17 protein-coding genes are annotated in these 19757 nt (G+C 40.9%); all 17 read right to left on the bottom strand.

The window, feature by feature from the left end; all coding sequences use genetic code 11:
* Window positions 1–141 precede the first annotated feature (141 nt).
* Window positions 142–1095, bottom strand: coding sequence for an ABC transporter permease (locus CSV61_RS03330; RefSeq protein ID WP_099638093.1), 954 nt, complete (start codon window positions 1093–1095; stop codon window positions 142–144).
* Between the two features lies 1 nt (window position 1096).
* Window positions 1097–2143: an ABC transporter permease gene (locus tag CSV61_RS03325; RefSeq protein ID WP_099638092.1), complete on the bottom strand. Its 1047-nt coding sequence runs from the start codon at window positions 2141–2143 to the stop codon at window positions 1097–1099.
* Window positions 2133–3701: an ABC transporter ATP-binding protein gene (locus CSV61_RS03320; protein WP_099638091.1), complete on the bottom strand. Its 1569-nt coding sequence runs from the start codon at window positions 3699–3701 to the stop codon at window positions 2133–2135. The genes CSV61_RS03325 and CSV61_RS03320 overlap by 11 nt, the downstream gene beginning before the upstream one ends.
* A 275-nt stretch (window positions 3702–3976) precedes the next feature.
* Entirely contained in the window at window positions 3977–5059 is a 1083-nt protein-coding gene (locus CSV61_RS03315) for a BMP family lipoprotein (RefSeq protein WP_083035479.1), read from the bottom strand.
* 351 nt (window positions 5060–5410) lie between these two features.
* Window positions 5411–7753, bottom strand: coding sequence for a DNA translocase FtsK (locus tag CSV61_RS03310; protein ID WP_099638090.1), 2343 nt, complete (start codon window positions 7751–7753; stop codon window positions 5411–5413).
* 87 nt (window positions 7754–7840) lie between these two features.
* Window positions 7841–9508 (bottom strand): ribonuclease J, encoded by a 1668-nt coding sequence (locus CSV61_RS03305; protein WP_099638089.1) that lies wholly within the window; start codon window positions 9506–9508, stop codon window positions 7841–7843.
* A gap of 113 nt (window positions 9509–9621) precedes the next feature.
* Complete coding sequence (gene dapA, locus CSV61_RS03300; protein WP_099638088.1) at window positions 9622–10521, bottom strand: 4-hydroxy-tetrahydrodipicolinate synthase; 900 nt, start codon at window positions 10519–10521, stop codon at window positions 9622–9624.
* A 37-nt stretch (window positions 10522–10558) separates the two neighbouring features.
* Entirely contained in the window at window positions 10559–11584 is a 1026-nt protein-coding gene (asd, locus tag CSV61_RS03295; RefSeq protein WP_099638087.1) for an aspartate-semialdehyde dehydrogenase, read from the bottom strand.
* 117 nt (window positions 11585–11701) lie between these two features.
* The gene (locus CSV61_RS03290) at window positions 11702–12292 is read right to left on the bottom strand and encodes a dipicolinate synthase subunit B (RefSeq protein WP_099638086.1); all 591 of its coding nucleotides are present in this window, start codon (window positions 12290–12292) and stop codon (window positions 11702–11704) included.
* Window positions 12265–13071, bottom strand: a complete 807-nt coding sequence (locus CSV61_RS03285) for an NAD-binding protein (RefSeq protein WP_099638085.1) — start codon at window positions 13069–13071, stop codon at window positions 12265–12267. The genes CSV61_RS03290 and CSV61_RS03285 overlap by 28 nt, the downstream gene beginning before the upstream one ends.
* Window positions 13064–13342 carry a YlmC/YmxH family sporulation protein gene (locus tag CSV61_RS03280; protein WP_083035472.1) on the bottom strand — a complete coding sequence of 93 codons (279 nt, stop codon included), beginning with the start codon at window positions 13340–13342 and terminating at the stop codon, window positions 13064–13066. Before CSV61_RS03280 ends, CSV61_RS03285 begins: the two co-directional genes overlap by 8 nt.
* A 58-nt stretch (window positions 13343–13400) precedes the next feature.
* Window positions 13401–14660, bottom strand: coding sequence for a M16 family metallopeptidase (locus tag CSV61_RS03275; protein ID WP_099638084.1), 1260 nt, complete (start codon window positions 14658–14660; stop codon window positions 13401–13403).
* Between the two features lie 79 nt (window positions 14661–14739).
* Window positions 14740–16902: a polyribonucleotide nucleotidyltransferase gene (gene pnp / locus CSV61_RS03270; RefSeq protein ID WP_099638083.1), complete on the bottom strand. Its 2163-nt coding sequence runs from the start codon at window positions 16900–16902 to the stop codon at window positions 14740–14742.
* A gap of 139 nt (window positions 16903–17041) precedes the next feature.
* Complete coding sequence (gene rpsO, locus CSV61_RS03265; RefSeq protein ID WP_083035469.1) at window positions 17042–17311, bottom strand: 30S ribosomal protein S15; 270 nt, start codon at window positions 17309–17311, stop codon at window positions 17042–17044.
* A gap of 131 nt (window positions 17312–17442) precedes the next feature.
* A complete protein-coding gene (gene ribF, locus CSV61_RS03260) occupies window positions 17443–18381 on the bottom strand; it encodes a riboflavin biosynthesis protein RibF (RefSeq protein ID WP_099638082.1) in 939 nt (312 codons plus the stop codon).
* A 12-nt stretch (window positions 18382–18393) separates the two neighbouring features.
* A complete protein-coding gene (truB, locus tag CSV61_RS03255) occupies window positions 18394–19305 on the bottom strand; it encodes a tRNA pseudouridine(55) synthase TruB (RefSeq protein ID WP_099638081.1) in 912 nt (303 codons plus the stop codon).
* Between the two features lie 97 nt (window positions 19306–19402).
* On the bottom strand, window positions 19403–19753 hold the full coding sequence (rbfA, locus tag CSV61_RS03250) for a 30S ribosome-binding factor RbfA (protein ID WP_083035466.1): 351 nt from the start codon (window positions 19751–19753) through the stop codon (window positions 19403–19405).
* Between the last annotated feature and the right edge of the window lie 4 nt (window positions 19754–19757).

The following is a 19757-nucleotide window of genomic DNA, read 5'->3' as shown; positions in this document are numbered from 1 at the left end:
AAATGATACAACTTTTAAGTGCGGATGGTAGAGAATAACCACGACCAAAGCTAAATACGAAAGAAAACTTCGACTTTTAATCGCTACAACCTTATAAAAGCTACCTGAAGAGTATATATCTCCAGGTAGCTTTTATAACTTTTATCTATTTCCTTTAACGTAAGGCTTACCAAGTGCTTTTGGTGCTTTCGCTTTCCCAAGGAATCCGGCAAGAGCCAGGATAGTTAAAACATAAGGGAAGATATGGAAATACACTGCTGGAATATCTTCTAAGAATTTAATACTAGAAGAACTAATTGCTAACGCCTGTGCAAAACCGAAGAATAACGCGGCTCCCATAGCTCCTAATGGATGCCATTTACCAAAAATCATCGCCGCTAGCGCCATAAATCCTTGTCCATTAATAGTCGCATGTCCAAAGTCATTTGTGATGGTTTGAGAATAAACTGCTCCACCTATTCCGGCAAGTCCCCCAGAAATCAGAACTGCGATATAACGAATTTTTGTTACTTTAATTCCCATTGTGTCTGCTGCCATAGGATGTTCACCTACTGAGCGGAGACGTAAACCAAATGGTGTTTTGTAAATAACAAACCAAGCAATAAACGCAACGGCAATCGCCAATATAGAAGAACCATAGACTAACTTAAAAAACATAGGGCCAATGATTGGAATATCCTCCAAAAAGGGCACATTGAATCTCGGAATTTTTTGTTGAATGAAATCAGTTTGACCTTTGCCAAAAATCATTTTTACTGAGAACAATGCAACAGCCAAACCTAACATATTAATCGCGACACCTGATACTACTTGATCCGCTCGGAACGAGATAGATGCTATAGCATGAAGTGTTGCAAATAGTGCTGAAACGAGCATTGCCACAAGTAACGCAATCCAAGGTGTCCATGCTCCAAAGGTATCCGCGAAAAATAGATTGAATAGGATACCGATGAATGCGCCCATAATCATGAGGCCTTCCAATCCGATATTAATAACTCCAGATCGTTCAGAGAATACACCGCCAATTGCTGTGAAAATAAGAGGAGCCGCAGAAGCAATTGTTATAGGTATGATGAAGTATAATACATCTAACATGTCACTTTGCCTCCTTCTTATTACGCAAACGTATGAGTCCTACGCGGATGATGTATCCACAGGCAACAAAGAAAATAACCAATGCAATAATGATCGAAACGATTTCTACAGGAATTCCCGCTTCATTCGGCATGTTATTCGCACCATATTTCAATGAGCCGAATAACGTCGCACCGAAGATCACACCAAGAGGCGTATTCGCGCCTAGCAAGGCTACAGCGATTCCATCAAAACCGATCCCTGTAAAGCCACCCATTGAAGACATGTTACCAAACGTACCAAGTGCCTCCATCGCGCCCCCTAGTCCAGCGAACGCACCGGAAATGACCATTGCCAGTACAATATTCTTATTAGCGCTCATTCCTGCATATCGCGCTGCATTTTCGTTATACCCAACAGATTTCAACTCATATCCTGTCTTTGTTTTCTCTAAAATGAACCACATGACGACCACCATAGCTAATGCAACGAATATTCCGTAGTGCAATGTAGAGTAGTCCGTTAGATTAGATAAGAACTCTGACCGAAGTGAAGCTGATTCATGGATGCGTTCTAATTTGAATCCACCACCGGAGAGTGTTTTTATTAATGCGTTCACTACATGTAAGGCAATGTAGTTCATCATAATGGTGACGATAACTTCATGTACTTTCAATGTTGCTTTTAAAATACCAGGTACGAGTCCCCAGAGTGCTCCTGCTGCAGCAGCTGCTATGAGTGCGAAAGGCAAGTGAATAATTTTCGGAAGATCGAATGCCATCCCTACGTAAGCTGCAGCAAACCAGCCAACGATTAATTGTCCCTCTACCCCAATATTGAAAAGTCCAGTTCTAAAGGCGAATGCTACCGCAAGTCCTGCAAGTAAGTATGGACTGATTTGACGAATGGTTTCACCGATTGCATAAGAATCACCAAAAATACCATTCCATAATGCCATATAGCCTGTGATGGGATTATAGTCACTGATCAGCATCACGATCGCGCCTACTAAGAGCCCTAAAAAGATTGAAACTACCGGAACCAGTATATTGATCATTCTATTCGACATGCTGTTCATCACCATCCTTCTCAGCAGCTAGCGCTTTTTTCTCAGCAATATCTTTTGAATGGCCCGCCATCATCAATCCTAGTGCTTGTTCGGTTGTTTCTTGCGGAATTACCGTACCTACAATTTTCCCGTCATAAATAACTGCAATCTTATCTGAGACATTCATGACTTCATCCAATTCAAAGGTAATGAGTAAAACCGCTTTTCCACTGTCACGTTGTTCGATTAGACGACGATGAATAAACTCGATTGCTCCGACATCCAAACCACGTGTAGGTAATGCCGCAATCAGTAAATCGGGATTTCTCATAATTTCTCTCCCGATGATCAGCTTTTGCTGATTCCCTCCGGATAGAGCTCTTGCTAATTCATGTGTCCCCTGTGTTCTAACATCGTACTCTTTGATCAGTTCTTCCGCTTTTTCATTGACCACTTTATAATTCATGATTCCACCTTTAGATAATGGTTCATGATAATACGATTGAAGCGCGGTATTATACCCCACTGAGAAGTCTAGAACAAGTCCATGCTTATGGCGGTCTTGTGGTATATGTCCAATACCGGTTTCAGTAATCTTCCGCGGTTTTTTATTTGTAACATTTTCATCATTGATAAAAATGTTACCGCTTTTCACTTTAGTCAAGCCCGTGATCGCTTCGATTAATTCGGATTGACCGTTACCATCGATGCCGGCAATTCCGACTATTTCACCGCGACGCACCGAAAGATTAAGCCCTTTTAATTTAGCAACACCCCGATAGTCATTAACTTGTAGATTTTCTATCTTCAATACTTCTTCCGTCGGGTGGGATGGGCCTTTTTCTGTTTTAAATGTTACTTGACGTCCTACCATCAACGTCGCCAATTCTTCGGGATTCGTTTCTGCTGTAATAACAGTACCAATTCCTTTACCTTTACGGATGACAGTTACTTTATCTGACACATTCATGATTTCGGCCAGTTTGTGGGTGATTAAGATGATTGATTTTCCTTCTGCAACGAGTTTTTTCATAATATTTAACAATTCATCAATTTCTTGAGGCGTTAAAGATGCAGTGGGTTCATCAAATATTAAGATATCTGCGCCACGATAAAGTGTCTTAAGTATTTCGACACGTTGTTGCATACCTACAGATATATCTTCTATCTTCGCGTACGGATCGACATCCAGTCCATACATCTTTGAAATTTCAGCAACTTTTTTCGCAGAATCCTTAATGTTGATCATTCCGGATTTAGTTGGCTCACTACCTAAAATAATATTCTCGGTCACCGTTAAATTCTCTACCAACATAAAGTGCTGATGCACCATCCCAATGCCTAGATCATTGGCTACGTTCGGGTCAGTAATTGCTACTTTTTCGCCTCGAACGCGAATTTCTCCACCATCTGGTTGATATAAACCAAATAGTACGTTCATTAAGGTAGACTTCCCGGCACCGTTTTCACCAAGCAGTGCGTGGATCTCGCCTTTTTCTAGTTGTAATGTAATATGATCATTCGCATAAAAATTTCCGAACTTTTTCGAAACATCTAGCATCTCAATTACATAATCCATCCCAATCACTTCCTTGCCCATAATTGAATTCCATAGAATCAAGTAGCATAAACTCTCATTTTCAATAATACGTGATAAAGTCCCCGTATGAACAGTTGAACGCTTTGCTATTTTAGTTTAAGTAGCCTGTTGATAATTTTTATTATAGTTAATTTATTAATCTTAGAAATTAATAAAATAAAAGTTCCAAATGAACCAACAAAGAACCTTTATTTTAGCAATTTAATGAAATAGAGGCCGGGTATAAAAACCGGCCTCCAATTGTTGTACTGACCTTATTTTTTCTTTTCTACAAACTCTGGCACTTCAATTTCACCATTTGCAATTTTTTGTGCATGTTCATCAATTTGATCCAATACGTCTTGTGGAATTGCGCCACGTGAATCAGCAAGACCTAAACCATCATCTTTAAGACCGTATACTTTTGTTTCCCCACCAGGGAAGTTACCATTCATTGACAACTCGGCAATATCTTTAACTGCTACATCAACACGCTTCAACATAGACGTTAGCGTAATGTTGTCATCTCCAACTTTACCTTCTTCATATTGGTCAGAGTCAACACCAATTACCCAAACATACGCATCTTTATCTGCTTGTTTACGTTCTTTTGCTTCAGAGAATACACCGTTACCTGTACCGCCCGCAGCGTGGAAGATAATATCTACGCCTGAAGAGTACATACGGCCTGCCTCAGCTTTCCCAAGTTCTGCTTTATCAAATGCACCTACGTATTTTGAATCTACTTTGATTTCAGGCTTCACTGCTTTAACACCTTCTAGGAATCCAGCTTCAAAACGCTCGATGACAGGGTTGTCCATACCACCGATGAAACCAATCTTATCTGACTTTGTCATTAATCCAGCTGCTACTCCGGCTAAATATCCTCCTTCTTGTTCTTTAAAGAGGATGCTAGCTACGTTTGGAGCATCTACTTCCCCATCAATAATAGAGAATTGAGTGTCTTTTTGTTGAGCGGCAATATCTTCAATTGCATCTTCCATCAAGAAACCTACTCCGTATATTAAGTTAAAGTCACGACGAGCCAAGTTGTTAAGATTTGTTGTATAATCTTCCGGACCAGTTGACTGCAGATAATCGTATCCGCCAGTTCCTTTTTCCCATCCTTGATCTTCTCCGAATTCTTTAACGCCTTTCCATGCAGATTGGTTGAATGATTTATCATCGATTCCTCCAACGTCAGTTACCATAGCAATTGAGAATTCGCTTTTCTCACCGCTGTCTCCTGTTGCCGGCTTTTCCCCTGCATTATCTTTATCGTCTGAGCCACATGCTGCTAACATTGTACCTGCAGCTAACACTAAAGACATTGCTAGACCAAACTTTCTTTTCTTCATCGATCATGACCTCCCCTAGATTTTCTTGGTATTATGTTAGGACGCAATACGTCTTATACCTTTACTCACACTAACTTTCAACTAAAACCTTTACCCTGAAGATAGATCGCTGTTAATAAATTACTCAAAATTCATTACCGTGCACGTACTAACGTTCATGGCAGCAATGATTGTGTTGCATTGCGTGATAGCGCTTTCTGTTTTGCTAAATATTGGATGACACACTCCATTTCTATAGCATGGAATGATAATTTCCTTCTACCTTCACTATAACATTTACTTAGGTAGAAGGAAATATCTAGCCGAAATCACGAATAACTTTGACTTATCAAAATAACAGCGAAAGATACCTTACATTTCCAGTTCTGATTTAGCAAGTAGTACGTGTCTTGGCTTACTACCTTCAGGCGGTCCAACCACGCCACGCGCTTCCATTTGATCTACTATACGTGCAGCCCTGGCATACCCAACGCGAAAACGACGTTGGATCATCGAAACAGACGCAGTCTGCATATCCACCACCATTTGTACTGCTTCATCATATAATTCATCGGTTTCTTCATGAGGTGCCACTACTTCTACTTCAGTTGGAATCATTTCTTCTTGGTATTGAGCTTTTTGTTGCTCGATCACAAAGTTCACTACCGCTTCTACTTCCTCATCTGAAACAAATGCCCCTTGAATACGTGTCGGTTTTGAAGCACCAGCAGGAAGGAATAACATATCTCCTCGTCCCAATAACTTCTCAGCACCAGCACCGTCTAGAATAGTTCGCGAATCGATTGCGGAAGATACGGCAAACGCAATTCGAGATGGAATATTCGCCTTAATGATACCTGTAATTACGTCAACGCTTGGACGCTGTGTCGCAATAATTAAATGAATACCTGCAGCTCTTGCCATCTGCGCCAGACGTGTGATGGAATCTTCTACGTCACTTGACGCCACCATCATTAAGTCGGCCAACTCATCGACAATGACAACGATATACGGCATGCGTGGGTGTTTCTCATCATGATCTTCATTCCATTGTTCAATGTGGTTATTATATCCCTCAATATTCCGCGTACCAGTGTGAGAGAATAACTCATATCTGCGTTCCATCTCGGACACAACTCGTTGCAATGCTTGCGCTGCTTTCCTTGGATCCGTAACTACGGGGGCTAATAAATGCGGGATACCATTAAATACATTTAACTCCACCATTTTCGGATCGATCATCATCATTTTCACTTCGTGTGGTTTTGCCCGCATGATGATACTCATAATGATCCCGTTGACACAGACACTTTTACCGCTACCCGTAGCACCCGCGATTAATACGTGGGGCATTTTATTGAGCTCTGTCATCATGGCTTGCCCGGTCACATCACGGCCTAAACCTACTAGCAACTTGGACTCAGGAGGATTATTTTCCTTAGATTCAAGCACTTCACGTAAACTTACCATCGCCACTGCATTGTTCGGAACTTCGATTCCAACTGCCGACTTGCCAGGGATCGGTGCTTCAATCCGAATGCCGCTAGCTGCCAATGCTAATGCTATGTCATCCGCCAAACTAACGATGCGACTTACTTTCACACCCGTGTCAGGCAGGATTTCGTATTTAGTGACTGCTGGCCCTAAATGGACTTGTGTCACGCGCGTTTTGACTCCAAAACTCAGGAATGTTTTCTCTAGTTTCTTGGCGTTTGCCTGGATTAAATCATATTCTCCAGATTGATCACTTGCTACAGGTGGTTCTAGTAGTTTGGCTGATGGCAAAATATATGATTCGTTTTCTTGTTCTCCGCCCATTACAGGATAATCAGCTGCCGGATCTTTAGGATCGAGTGTAGAATCCTCTTCAGGTTTCGACTCCGTTTCCTGTTCAATTTCAGGTTGCGTTGCCTGTTCAATTTTTGCTGTGAAGCTAGAAATAATCGGTTCACTGGCAGGCTCCGGATTTTCTTGTACCGCTTCTCTTTCAGAAGTGTCTACCGGTTTCGGCTTACTCCTTCTATTACTACGTGCACTTTCTTTCCGCTTTTCTTCAGGTGACTTGACTGACTTCTTTTCCCTCGCAGCCCACTTTTTCTTTATATCATTCATCAAGATAGGTGTTTGCTCTACTAGGAACGGAATCAAAGCCTTTCCTGTCAACAGAATGATACCAATGAGCAGTAACAGCACTCCAGCTACTGTAGCACCCGATGAATCCACCAATGAATAAAACATCGCAAACAATACAGCACCTAGCATGCCGCCACCTAAAGTCCCAGTTTGATCATGTATCCCATCATTTGTGATGAGTACTTTCCAAGTTTCCTTTAATGCGGAATTTGACATCAAAACCTTGCTTTCATATAATGTTTGAAATAAATGAACATGACTGAACAGTAGCATACTGCCTAAAATGAATAAACAACCGATGACGACTCGATGCTTATATCCACCAATCTGTCTTTTAATCATGAAAATCAACGCCTGCACAATAATTAAAAATGGCAGCGCAACGTACCAGTTCCCTAATAAAAATCGAGAAAATGCCGATAAACCTCGACCAATAATACCAAATTCAAAGATCATAATTATTGCGATACCAATTAGGACGACACCTAGAATTTCGAACCAGAGCGGTTGCATTTGACTTTGCTGTTTTTTCTGTTGTCTTTTCTTAGCTGGCGCTCTCTTTTTAGCACGTTTTTTCGCCATTTGCCAACCCCCTTTCTGCAAAAAAGATTTCCAGCCGAAACGGCATGGAAATCCAATTGTTTTTGATTCGCCAACAAACGGTGTAGGTCAGTACTCCATAATGATTGGAATAATCATCGGGCGACGTTTTGTTTGCTGGTACAAATATGAACTCAATGTCTCACGGATCTCTTGTTTAATGTTTGTCCATTCGAACGTTTCTTTATTCACATATTTTTCGACGACTTTAGTAATCAGTTTTGTCGCTTCATCAAATAGTTCCTCCGATTCGCGTACATAAACAAAGCCTCTTGAGACAACTTCAGGACCCGCTGCGATTCGTTTTTGCTTTCTGTTCAATGTCACAACGACTGTGAAGATTCCATCTTGAGATAATAACTTACGGTCACGCAATACGATGTTGCCTACATCCCCTACACCTATACCATCGATTAAGACATTACCAGCCTGTACTCTACCTGCCATACGAAGCTTTTCGTTCTTGAATTCAACAATATCGCCTTTATCCGCTATAAAGATACGGTTTTTAGGCAATCCGATTTCTTGAGCAAGCTTGGAATGTGCTATCAGCATACGATACTCTCCCTGGATTGGGATAAAGTATTTTGGTTGCATAAGATTTAACATCATTTTCAAGTCTTCAGCAGAACCGTGACCGGATACGTGTACATTTCGTGTGGACGTTAGTACAGTGGCTCCAGCCTTAGCTAACTCATTCATCATCTTGTACATGGAAGTTTCCATAACAGGTGACGGCGTGAATGTGATCAATACTGTATCTGAACTTTTGATATTAATTTCTCTGTGATGTTTACGGACAATTTTCTCTAATGCTTCTAGTGGTTCACCTTGATTACCCGTCACGATAATCACGATATCTTGATCATCATAGCGCTCCATATCTTTTACCGGAATTACAATATCTTCTTCTACTTGTAAATAACCTAGTTTTAACCCGACTTCAAAGTAGCTCTCCAAGCTTTTACCAACCACTGCCACTTTCTTTTTCTTTGCTGCCGCCTGGTCTAGCACTTGCTGAATCCGAATGAAGTTTGATGCATACAGCGCTACTAGAATTCTTCCTTCTACTTCATGGAAAGTTTTAAAGAGACGTTTTTCGATTACAGACTCAGACGTCGTATAACCTGGACGTTCTGCTTCTGTAGAATCGGACATCAAGATAAAGACACCCTCTTCACCAATTGTAGCCATTTTTGCAATGTCAGGGCGATACTTACCTTTTGCTGCTTGGTCGAATTTGAACTCTCCTGTATTAACGATTGCTCCTTCGCTTGTATGGAAGACAATTCCTAGAGAATCCGGAATACTGTGTGTCGTGTAAAAGAATGTCACATGCGTGCGCTTGAAGTTCATACGGCTTTTGTTTGTCACTTCAAAGAAGCGCACATTAGATGGTGCTGGCATATTCTTCAAATGTTCTTTCGCTAACGCTAGCGTCAACTTTGTACCGTACACAGGGGCTTGTACTTTCTGTAGTAAATAAGCAATAGATCCAATTGCATCTTCATGACCATGTGTTAAAAAGATTCCTTTGACCCGATCTTTATTTTCTTCCAGATAAGTCATATCAGGTATTACAAAGTCAATACCTAGCATTTCCGTTTCCGGGAACATTAAGCCAGCATCCATAACAAATAGCTCATCATCGATTTCAACGACATACATAGACTTCCCGATTTCCCCTACTCCACCTAGTGGAATTACTCTAATTAATTCATTTTGTATTTTCGTCACATTGTTTCCTCCTATATTCTATTCCCGCCCACAACGACTAAACACCATTATACGAGATAGTAGGCGCTCAGTACAAACAAAAAAAGCCGGATTGGTCGTCCGGCTTTTGTTTATTACAGGATCCGTGTTCTTTTTTCAAATTTTTCAAGCGCTTCATCGATGATCGCAGCTTCACTTTCGTCCATTTCTACAAGCGGTAAACGAACACCGCCTGTTGGTATGCCTGCTTTTTCTAGCGCATATTTCACAGGCACAGGATTCGGTGTCGAGAACAACGCTCTGAAAACCGGTACTAATGAACGATGGAGATCAGCAGCTTCCTTGACATCGCCATTTTGAAACGCTTGAATCATTTTTTGCATTTCATTGCCTACTACGTGTGAGGAAACTGAAATGATTCCTTTACCACCAATTGCAAGCAATGGCAATGTTAATCCGTCATCTCCACTGTATACTTCAAAATCGTCTGCGGTTCCTTCAATGATTTCTGCCATCTGCTCCAAATTACCACTCGCTTCTTTGATCGCCTTAATATTATCAATTTTCGATAACGCAATAACGGTTTCAGGAAGCAAGTTGACGATGGAACGACTTGGAATATTATATAGCAATATCGGCAATGCTGTAACGTTAGCAATTTTCGAGATGTGTGCATACATTCCTTTTTGGTCTGGTTTATTATAGTAAGGTGTCACGAGCATGATTCCGTCCGCCCCTGATTGCTCAGCAACCTTAGTGAGCTCTATGGATTCAGCAGTATTATTTGTCCCTGTACCTGCAACCACTGGAATACGCTTATTCACAACCTTTACTACAAAGTCCAGTAATTCCTTCTTCTCTGTAACAGTAAGCGTCGGTGATTCACCAGTCGTACCGCTGACGATAACAGAATCTGTCCCATTTGCAATCAAATGCTCAAGCAAAACCTTTGTTTGAGCGTAGTCAATTGTACCGTCAGGAGAAAAAGGAGTGACCATTGCTGTCCCTACATTTCCAAGTTGCACATAGATCATTCCTTTTCGTTATCATTCTTAACCTTACCTGCGCAAATTATTTAATAAGCGCCTCGGCGATTTGCACGGAGTTCAATGCAGCACCTTTTAATAAGTTATCGGACACGATCCAAAGATGGAATCCTTTTGGGTTATCCAAGTCTTTACGGATTCTGCCTACAAACACCTCATCTTGATCTTCTGCATAAAGCGGCATTGGATATAGTTGTGAAGCCGGATCATCCTGCAAGACGATTCCTGGTGCATTTTCCATCAAAGACTGGATATCTTTAACTGTCACGTCATCATGATCGATTTCAATGTAAACGGATTCTGAATGTCCCGATACAACAGGCAATCTGACACATGTAGCCGCTACCGACATATTTTGATCGCTGAATATTTTTTTCGTTTCATTGATCATTTTCAATTCTTCCAATGTATAGCCCGATTCGTCAAATGAATCTATTTGTGGAATCGCATTGAATGCGATTGGATAATGACGTTTTGCAGACGCAGATGGTAATACTTCTGCTGCTATTTCACTACGATCTGTGAATTGCTTGCTTTGTTCCGCTAGTTCATCAATTGCTTCTACACCAGCACCGGAAACTGCCTGGTAAGTAGACACGATTAGCTTATTAAGGCCATATTGATCTTTAATTGGTTTCAATGCTGCTACCATCTGAATTGTAGAACAGTTTGGATTTGCAATGATTCCTGAATGGTTTTTCAATTCATGTGGGTTTACTTCCGGAACCACGAGCGGTGTGTTAGGGTCCATTCGGAATGCACTTGTGTTATCAATTACAACCGCCCCGCTCTTTACTGCATCTTGTGCAAACTTCTCAGAGATACTCCCACCTGCACTAAAGAATGCAATGTCGATACCTTCAAAAGCTTCTGGGGTCGTTTCTTGTACAATGTACGTTTTTCCACCCGCTTCGATTTCATTGCCTGCAGAACGTTTGGATGCAAGTAACTTAATGGAAGTAGCAGGGAAGTTACGTTCCACCAATTTCTCAAGTATTTTTGTTCCTACCGCTCCAGTAGCGCCGACAATTGCAACATTTACATTCTTCATCTATATCTTCCTTTCAATTATTAACAAGTACTAGTAAGGAGAGTTCATACTATCCTCGTCTCGTTAATTGTTATTGAACGAATTATAACATATTTTGCAGAATTTAAAAATCTATTATCATGCATTGTTATGAATGATTAGTAATGGCTGCAATTGTTTGCTATTAATTGCGGATGCAACGGTAGCGGGAAGTAACGAGAAATCTGATATTAAGGAGTTCGGTTTTTTTATACAATCGTCTTGACCGAATGGAATAAAGAAGACGTTTTTCATATTCAATAACTTCATAAGGTTCATACCGTTAAGACCTAATGCATCATTTGTAGAAATACCTAGTACCACTGGTTTACCATTACGTAATGTGGCTTTAGCCGCCATCAGAACCGGTGAGTCAGTAGCAGCGTTAGCGAACCTACTCATGGAGTTACCTGTCAGCGGCGAAATCACCATGCAGTCGAGCGGATTGGATGGACCGAATGGTTCCGCTTCGACAATACTTGCTACTACCTTCTCACCTGTTGCGTCTTCTATTCGTTTAATCCACTCTTCACCCGTTCCAAAACGCGTAGCAGCGTGAAGAACTGAATGTGTAATGATAGGAACGACAATCGCACCTTCTTTTTGCAACGAAGTGATCATCGGAAGCAATTGGTCATACGTGCAATGTGAAGCTGTGATGCCTAATCCGATTCGTTTTCCTTTGAGCATTTAGTTCCCCTTTCTTCTATACTCATTCTCAAAACTGCGTCAACCAATACAGCTGCCGCATCCTCAGGAAAGTGCTTCCCGGGCAATTTGAGGTGTATGGTATAGTATTCAGAGGAATTTGCATGCTTTAGGCACCCCGGTGCTGAAGAGACATCAAATACACGAACAGTACCACTTTGATTTACATCGAGCCATTGCGCCGGAATAGTGTTCACCAAGTAACCATGAGTGAATTTTGTTGTTTCATCAAGCAGCAATGTGTTATAGCCTAACACTGCCGCTTCTGCTAATTGCTCATCAGCGCGTGCAACTATAGTGACAGTAGCTTGCAAGTGATGCAATGTATGTGCAATCGCTTTTCCTACTCTTCCAAATCCTGCAATGTAAAAGTGCTTACCTGCTATCTGTCGTTTAGTTTGCTCATAAAAGACATGAACGAACGCTTCTGCGGTTAATTGAGCATTTCTCCAAATGAATTGCTCATTTTCCAGATAATTCGTATGCGAAATACCTTTCTCGGCAAGCTCTTGCCTCCATTCCGCAGAAGTTTTACCCGAATAGACAGAAGAGCCTTCTGGCAAATAGTCGACGGGTATGCTTGGTTCCATTAACAATAAAGGAAGCAGAACATGGTCTGGCTTTGTATTTATTAAAGCGTTTTTTAACTGTTCATTATACGTATCCGAACAAATATACTCACTATCAATTCCTGATTTTACTAATAGTTCATTCGCAATTCGCAGACGTTGATCAGTCCCTACAACAAGCCATTTAGTCATACCCTTCTACTTCCTTTCTGTTTAGTTCATGTGTTTTGCCAAATAAAATCCGGTCTTCGCCCACCAGAACAATTTCATGCCATGGAATATATTCAATAATATCCTGGTCTTTTTGTCGGAACAGTGTTCTCCCTAACTTCTTTCGGATTTCAAATCCAATGATCGCTCCTGTTTTGCGGTCGAACAGCAAATCTGTTTCTGCCAAAAAGCCATATCTCATACCTTCCTCTACTTGAATAAGCTCTTTTTGCGCTAGTTCTGATAATAGCATGGAAGCCCTCCCTCATATAAGATCTCTTTCATCATATGTATGAGAGGCCGGAAGTCGACTAGTTCTGCAGTTTTTTTAATTGTTGAATATTTGATTTAGGCGCAATAATGGATGTTGCACGATCACTTGCCAACATTTGCTGTCCAAGTCGATAGACACTTCGCTTTTCAACGCTTTCAATATGTTTGACTACCTCATCAATTGTCTGATGTTTGCCAAGCACTAATTCATTGCGGCCATTTCTATACATACGTGATTCAGAGCCTTCCAAACCAAGAACAAAACTGCCTTTTAGTTGCTCTTTGGCATTCCGTAATTCTTTATCTGTTAGACCGTCATTAAGCACGTCAGCGATGACCTGGTCTATTGTACGATACGTCTCTTGAAAGTTTTCAGGGGACGTTCCACAATAAATCACAAAGGATCCAGCATTTTCATACGCGGCATAATACGTGTAGACCGAATATGCTAGTCCCCGGTTTTCTCGAACCTCTTGAAACAACCTAGAAGACATTGTTCCGCCAAGGATACTATCGAATAAGCTTAACTCGTAAATCTTATCGTGAGTTGAAGGCAATGAAGGATAACCAAAGCATAGATGGGCTTGTTCAATATCCTTTACTTTGATAATTTGTTGAGCCGTAAAGTTCGGTATACTTTCATCTAGTATGGAAGTAGAAGCTTGTTCTTTACTTTGATAGCTTCCAAAATTCGCTTCGATTAGCTTGATTAAACGTTCATCATAGCTTCCTGCAATTGAGATAACCAAATTTTCAGGGCGATAATGTTTCACCATGAATTTTTCGATCATTTCTTTTGTGAATGACTTGATTGTTTCAGCCCGTCCTCCTACTGGCTTTCCAATTGCATCATCTGGAAACATTCCCGCCCATAACCTTTCATCGACATCTTCATCCGGCATGTCTTCAACAGAGGATATTTCATCCAGAATGACCGATTTCTCTTTTTCAATCTCTTCTTCTTTGAATTGGGAATGGAAAAACATATCGGATAAGACAGTCAATGCGTATGAAGCGTGCTGACTTAAAACTGTAGTGTAATAGCATGTCATTTCTTTAGATGTAAAGGCATTCAGATCACCGCCAATCTGATCGAACTGCTCGGCAATCATTCGTGCACTTCGTGTATCGGTTCCTTTGAACAGCATGTGTTCGATAAAGTGGGCAATACCCTCTTGTTCACTCGTTTCATCTGCTGAACCTGCATGCACCCAAAGCCCAATTGCGACGGACTGTAAATGTGGCATCTTTTCATGGATAATCCGTACACCATTTGAACAAATATATTTTTGAATCATAGACCTCACTCCTTAAATAAAGTACAAAAAGCCTCCTTCGCCGCAACTTGTGCAGGAAGAGGCTTTTTTGACGGGTTGATTACTCTTTGTTAGCTTGTTCTTGTTCTTGTTTTTGTTCTTGTTTTTGTTCTTGTTTTTGTTCTTTTTCTTTTTCTTCTTGTATGACTACTTTTCGTGAAAGATTTACTCGACCTTGTCTGTCAATTTCAATTACTTTTACAAATAGCTCATCTTCTAATTTTAGTACATCTTCCACTTCTTTCGTACGTGCTTCCTGAATTTCAGAAATATGAAGCAAGCCATCTTTGCCTGGGAAGATTTCCAAGAATGCACCGAACTTCTCAATACGCTTAACTTTTGCCAAGTAGTACTCGCCTACTTTTGCTTCACGTACAATATTTTCGATCATGTTCTTAGCTTTTTCATTCATTTCAGAGTTTGGTGACGAAATATAAATCGTGCCATCTTGCTCTGTATCGATTTTAACTTGAGTTTCCTCAATAATTTTGTTAATCACTTTTCCACCAGGTCCAATTACGTCACGAATCTTGTCCGGTTTGATGTGGATGACAATAATCTTCGGAGCGTACGCGGATAATTCTTCACGAGTTGAAGAAATGGTTGTCAACATATGATTAAGAATTTTGATACGGCCAATTTTTGCTTGTGCTAGAGACTCTTCTAGAATCTGACGAGATAAACCTTCGATTTTAATATCCATTTGAAGTGCAGTAATTCCATTGTTAGTTCCAGCGACTTTAAAGTCCATATCGCCTAAATGGTCTTCCATTCCTTGAATATCTGACAAGATGGAATAATCTTCATCTTTTTTGATCAATCCCATAGCAATTCCTGCTACTGGAGCTTTAAGGGGTACACCAGCGTCCATCATAGCCATTGTAGAAGCACAGATTGATGCTTGTGAAGAAGAACCATTAGACTCCAATACTTCCGCGACTAGGCGCATTGTATAAGGGAATTCCACCTCATCTGGTAGCATAGGTTGCAATGCTCGCTCTCCTAATGCACCGTGACCAATTTCACGACGGCCTGGACCACGAATCGGTCCTGTTTCACCGACACTGAAGTTCGGGAAGTTATAATGATGCATGAAGCGCTTGGATTCATCTGAACCTAAACCATCAATAATTTGATTTTCACCAAGTGCACCTAATGTACATACACTTAGTACTTGTGTTTGTCCACGTGTGAATAATGAAGAACCGTGAGTACGTGGCAATAGACCTGTTTCAGATGATAATGGACGGATTTCGTCAAGTCCACGGCCATCCGGACGAACTTTGTCGATTGTAATCAGACGACGTACCTCATCTTTTACCATTTGCTCTAGAACAGCTTTCACTTGCTTGATTGTATCTTCATCAGCCTCAGCATCTGTGTAGTACTCAAGAACAGCGGCTTTTACTTCGTTGATTGCTTCTTCACGCGCATGCTTTTCTTCAGTTTGAATTGCTGCTATTAGTTCATTCTCACAACGATTTTCTACTTCTTTACGGATGTCGGCATCTAGTTCGAATAATTCAATTTCAAATTTCGGTTTACCAATTTCCGCTACAATTTTCTCTTGGAATTCGACTAATTTCTTGATTTGGTCGTGACCGAACATAATCGCTTCCAACATAATTTCTTCAGATACTTCTTTAGCTCCTGCCTCTACCATGTTGATTGCATGTTTTGTTCCAGCAACAACTAAGTCAATTTCTGATGTTTCAAGTTGACTTGGTGTAGGGTTGACTATAAATTCACCATCTATACGACCTACTTGAACGCCTGCAATTGGACCGTCAAATGGAATATCCGAAATGGATAAAGCCAAAGAAGAACCGATCATTGCTGAAATCTCGGATGAACAATCCTGATCAACAGACATAACAAGTGAAATAACCTGTACATCATTACGGAAACCATCAGGGAATAAAGGTCTAATTGGACGGTCGATCAAGCGACTAGTCAACACTGCATTTTCTGAAGGACGTCCTTCACGCTTGATAAATCCTCCTGGGATCTTACCAACTGAGTACATGCGTTCTTCATAATTCACTGTAAGTGGAAAGAAATCTAGGGGTTTTGGTTTCTTGGAAGCTGTCACCGTGGAAAGTACTGTTGTTTCGCCATACCGAACGAGCACCGCACCGTTAGCTTGCTTTGCAAGTTGGCCAGCTTCGATTGTAAGCGTACGTCCTGCCCAATCGAGCGTATAAACTTTTTTCTGTTCTGACATTGTAGAACTCCTCTCTATTGTAAACCTGTATACATCTAGTATGTAATTAATCATAGTGTATCAAACGTGATACATGTATGCGAAATATTTCATCTTAATTCCATAGAAAAAAGCGGGCAAAGCCCGCTTCTCAGTCTTATTAACGGCGTAAGCCAAGTGATGCAATAAGATCACGGTAACGTTGAACATTAGTTTCACGTAGATATCTCAATAGACGACGACGTGTACCAACCATTTTGTACAAACCACGACGTGAGTGGTGATCTTTCTTGTGAGTACGTAAGTGGCTGTTCAGGTTATTGATCTCTTCAGTAAGGATAGCAATCTGAACATCAGCCGATCCAGTATCATTTTCATGAGTCTTGAATTCGTTGATCAATTCAGCTTTGCGCTCTTGTGTAATAGCCATCCTTTTCACCTCCTAAATAAAAGTATCCCCGTCCCCCGAGCAAACGTTGGTGACTCGTATTGCCAAGAAGAGGTTCGTGTATTGAACACTATTGTATCATATCACGGCATTATGTCAGTTGCAACAACGAACTAGTCGCTTAACAAGTCCTTTGCTGTTTGCTTGTCTATTCCAATCTGTGTTTTCAACGCATTAAGCGAGTCAAATTTTCGTTCGGAACGTATACGGTGCAACCATTCAATTGCCAATTTCCGTCCATAGAGATCCATATTCACATCCAACAGATGAACTTCAGCTGTAGGAATCCGATGTTCTGGATCATGAAAAGTTGGTTTTACGCCCATATTGCAGACACCTTTGTACCATGTATCTTCGATTAGGCAACGAACAGCATAGACGCCGTTAGCAGGAACTATATGTTCTTCCGCAGTTTGGATGTTAGCTGTAGGGAAACCTAACTGACGGCCTCGTTTTTCCCCATGTATCACCTCGCCCATTGTACGGAATGGACGACCGAGAAGTTCTGCCGCTGCTTCAACATCCCCTTTAGATAACAGTTGCCGAATTTCCGTCGATGAGACTTTATTGTCTTGATCAAAGGTCACTTTGGAAATGATCGTTGTTCCATACTTACCTTCCGAAAGCTCTTGCATGTCCTTCATCGTTCCTGAACCTTTTGAACCAAATGTAAAATCAAAGCCTGCAGTAACATGCTTGACGCCAAGCTTTTTAATGAAGATGTCGATAAAACTTTGTGGTGAAAGACTAGCCAGTTCCCAATCAAAACAAACAATGAAAAGCGTATCCACGCCAAGAGATTCGAGCACTCTGATTTTTTCTTCAATCGGCGTAATATAGCCAACGTTTTTCCCTGAAAATAGCTGTGACGGATGGGGATCGAATGTCATAACAGCTGTCTTGATCGACAAATCATCTGCAACTTTTTTTGCACTGCGAATGACTTCTTGATGTCCTTTATGTACACCGTCGAAAAATCCAATAGCTAACGAGGAAGCGTCAAGCTGTGGCACATTTATTGAATCCGGATATCGTAATCTATAGATTTTCATTTCTATCTCTCCTTACTCACTAGCTAACAACATTTTTTCTGGTTTCATTAACCCCGGCTTTGTTGGATGGTTTTGATAGATTGCCAACACACGACCTTCAAACATCATCATGATGGAAGGATGGTCAGTTAGCAATGGCACTGCAGGAAGCACTTGACCATTACGTATGGATTCCAATGATGCCTCTTCGATTTCAAAATGAGGAAAATCCGTCAATACATCCTCAATAGGAAACAATATGGTTTGTACTTCATTTTGTTCCATCATCTGTGCCACTTCTGCGAGCGTTTTACAATGCGATTCATCGAAATTTCCTGAAACAGTTCGGACCAATGAATCCATATGTGCTGGATATCCGAGAAGTTCGCCAATTTGCACGGCTAATGTTCGGATATAAGTTCCTTTACCACATCGCACTCTAATGGAAAATGTTACTTCTTCACCATTAAAAAATTGATCTTCATTTAATAAGTCTATTTGATCGATCTGTACTTTACGAACTGGACGTTCTACTTCGATGCCTTTCCGCGCATATTCATACAAACGTCTACCATTCACTTTTACTGCTGAATACATAGGTGGAATTTGTATGATTTCGCCTGTTAACTGCTCCAAAGCATCTAGAATTTGGTTTCTTGTGAATTCCTTATGAGTCAAATCACTCGATACAGTCTCACCTTGCGCGTCTTCAGTTTCCGTTGAACGGCCTATAGATACTGTAGCGATATATTCTTTACCCGCATCTGTAATATACGAAGCAACTTTCGTAGCTCTGCCTATACAGATCGGCAAGACGCCTTCTACTTCAGGATCCAACGTACCCGTATGGCCCACTTTTTTTGTCCGTAATATCTTTCGAAGCTTAAAGACACAGTCATGTGACGTCATACCTTTCTCTTTCCACAAAGGCAGAATACCGTTCATCTAACCCCTTCTTCCTAAATTCATTCAGAAAAACTTGCTCTATGTAAGAAGGGAGGAAGTCATGTCGCCTACGCGACTATGAACTTCCTCCTCGTGTTTATTGTTCGTTTTCGTCTTGCACTTTGCGGATCAAGCTTTCAATCCGGTTACCGTAAGCGACGGATTCATCGATTTCGAATTCAATTTCAGGTGTTTTGCGTAGGCGAATTCTTTGACCAATTTCCGATCGAATGAATCCTTTTGCTTTGGAGAGCCCAAGTAACGAATCTTCCTTTTCTTTATCTGTCCCTAGAACAGAAATAAAGACTTTCGCTTGTTGTAAATCCCCAGTTACATCTACACCAGTCACCGTCACAAATCCGATACGTGGATCTTTCAGTTTTTGGCCGATAATGTCGCCCAATTCTTTCTTCATTTGCTCAGCTATACGATTAGCACGCACTGACATGGCA

The organism is Sporosarcina sp. P3, from assembly GCF_002743415.1.
In the GTDB taxonomy this organism is placed as follows: domain Bacteria; phylum Bacillota; class Bacilli; order Bacillales_A; family Planococcaceae; genus Sporosarcina; species Sporosarcina ureae_A.
This window is presented reverse-complemented; position numbering and strand designations above follow the sequence as displayed.

Coding starts and splice junctions, on each gene's coding strand:
- CSV61_RS03330 (WP_099638093.1), bottom strand. CDS start 1,095: ATGTTAGATGTATTATACTTCATCATACCTATAACAATTGCTTCTGCG.
- CSV61_RS03325 (WP_099638092.1), bottom strand. CDS start 2,143: ATGTCGAATAGAATGATCAATATACTGGTTCCGGTAGTTTCAATCTTT.
- CSV61_RS03320 (WP_099638091.1), bottom strand. CDS start 3,701: ATGGATTATGTAATTGAGATGCTAGATGTTTCGAAAAAGTTCGGAAAT.
- CSV61_RS03315 (WP_083035479.1), bottom strand. CDS start 5,059: ATGAAGAAAAGAAAGTTTGGTCTAGCAATGTCTTTAGTGTTAGCTGCA.
- CSV61_RS03310 (WP_099638090.1), bottom strand. CDS start 7,753: ATGGCGAAAAAACGTGCTAAAAAGAGAGCGCCAGCTAAGAAAAGACAA.
- dapA (WP_099638088.1), bottom strand. CDS start 10,521: ATGATCTATGTGCAACTTGGAAATGTAGGGACAGCAATGGTCACTCCT.
- asd (WP_099638087.1), bottom strand. CDS start 11,584: ATGAAGAATGTAAATGTTGCAATTGTCGGCGCTACTGGAGCGGTAGGA.
- CSV61_RS03290 (WP_099638086.1), bottom strand. CDS start 12,292: ATGCTCAAAGGAAAACGAATCGGATTAGGCATCACAGCTTCACATTGC.
- CSV61_RS03285 (WP_099638085.1), bottom strand. CDS start 13,071: ATGACTAAATGGCTTGTTGTAGGGACTGATCAACGTCTGCGAATTGCG.
- CSV61_RS03280 (WP_083035472.1), bottom strand. CDS start 13,342: ATGCTATTATCAGAACTAGCGCAAAAAGAGCTTATTCAAGTAGAGGAA.
- CSV61_RS03275 (WP_099638084.1), bottom strand. CDS start 14,660: ATGATTCAAAAATATATTTGTTCAAATGGTGTACGGATTATCCATGAA.
- pnp (WP_099638083.1), bottom strand. CDS start 16,902: ATGTCAGAACAGAAAAAAGTTTATACGCTCGATTGGGCAGGACGTACG.
- rpsO (WP_083035469.1), bottom strand. CDS start 17,311: ATGGCTATTACACAAGAGCGCAAAGCTGAATTGATCAACGAATTCAAG.
- ribF (WP_099638082.1), bottom strand. CDS start 18,381: ATGAAAATCTATAGATTACGATATCCGGATTCAATAAATGTGCCACAG.
- truB (WP_099638081.1), bottom strand. CDS start 19,305: ATGAACGGTATTCTGCCTTTGTGGAAAGAGAAAGGTATGACGTCACAT.
- rbfA (WP_083035466.1), bottom strand. CDS start 19,753: ATGTCAGTGCGTGCTAATCGTATAGCTGAGCAAATGAAGAAAGAATTG.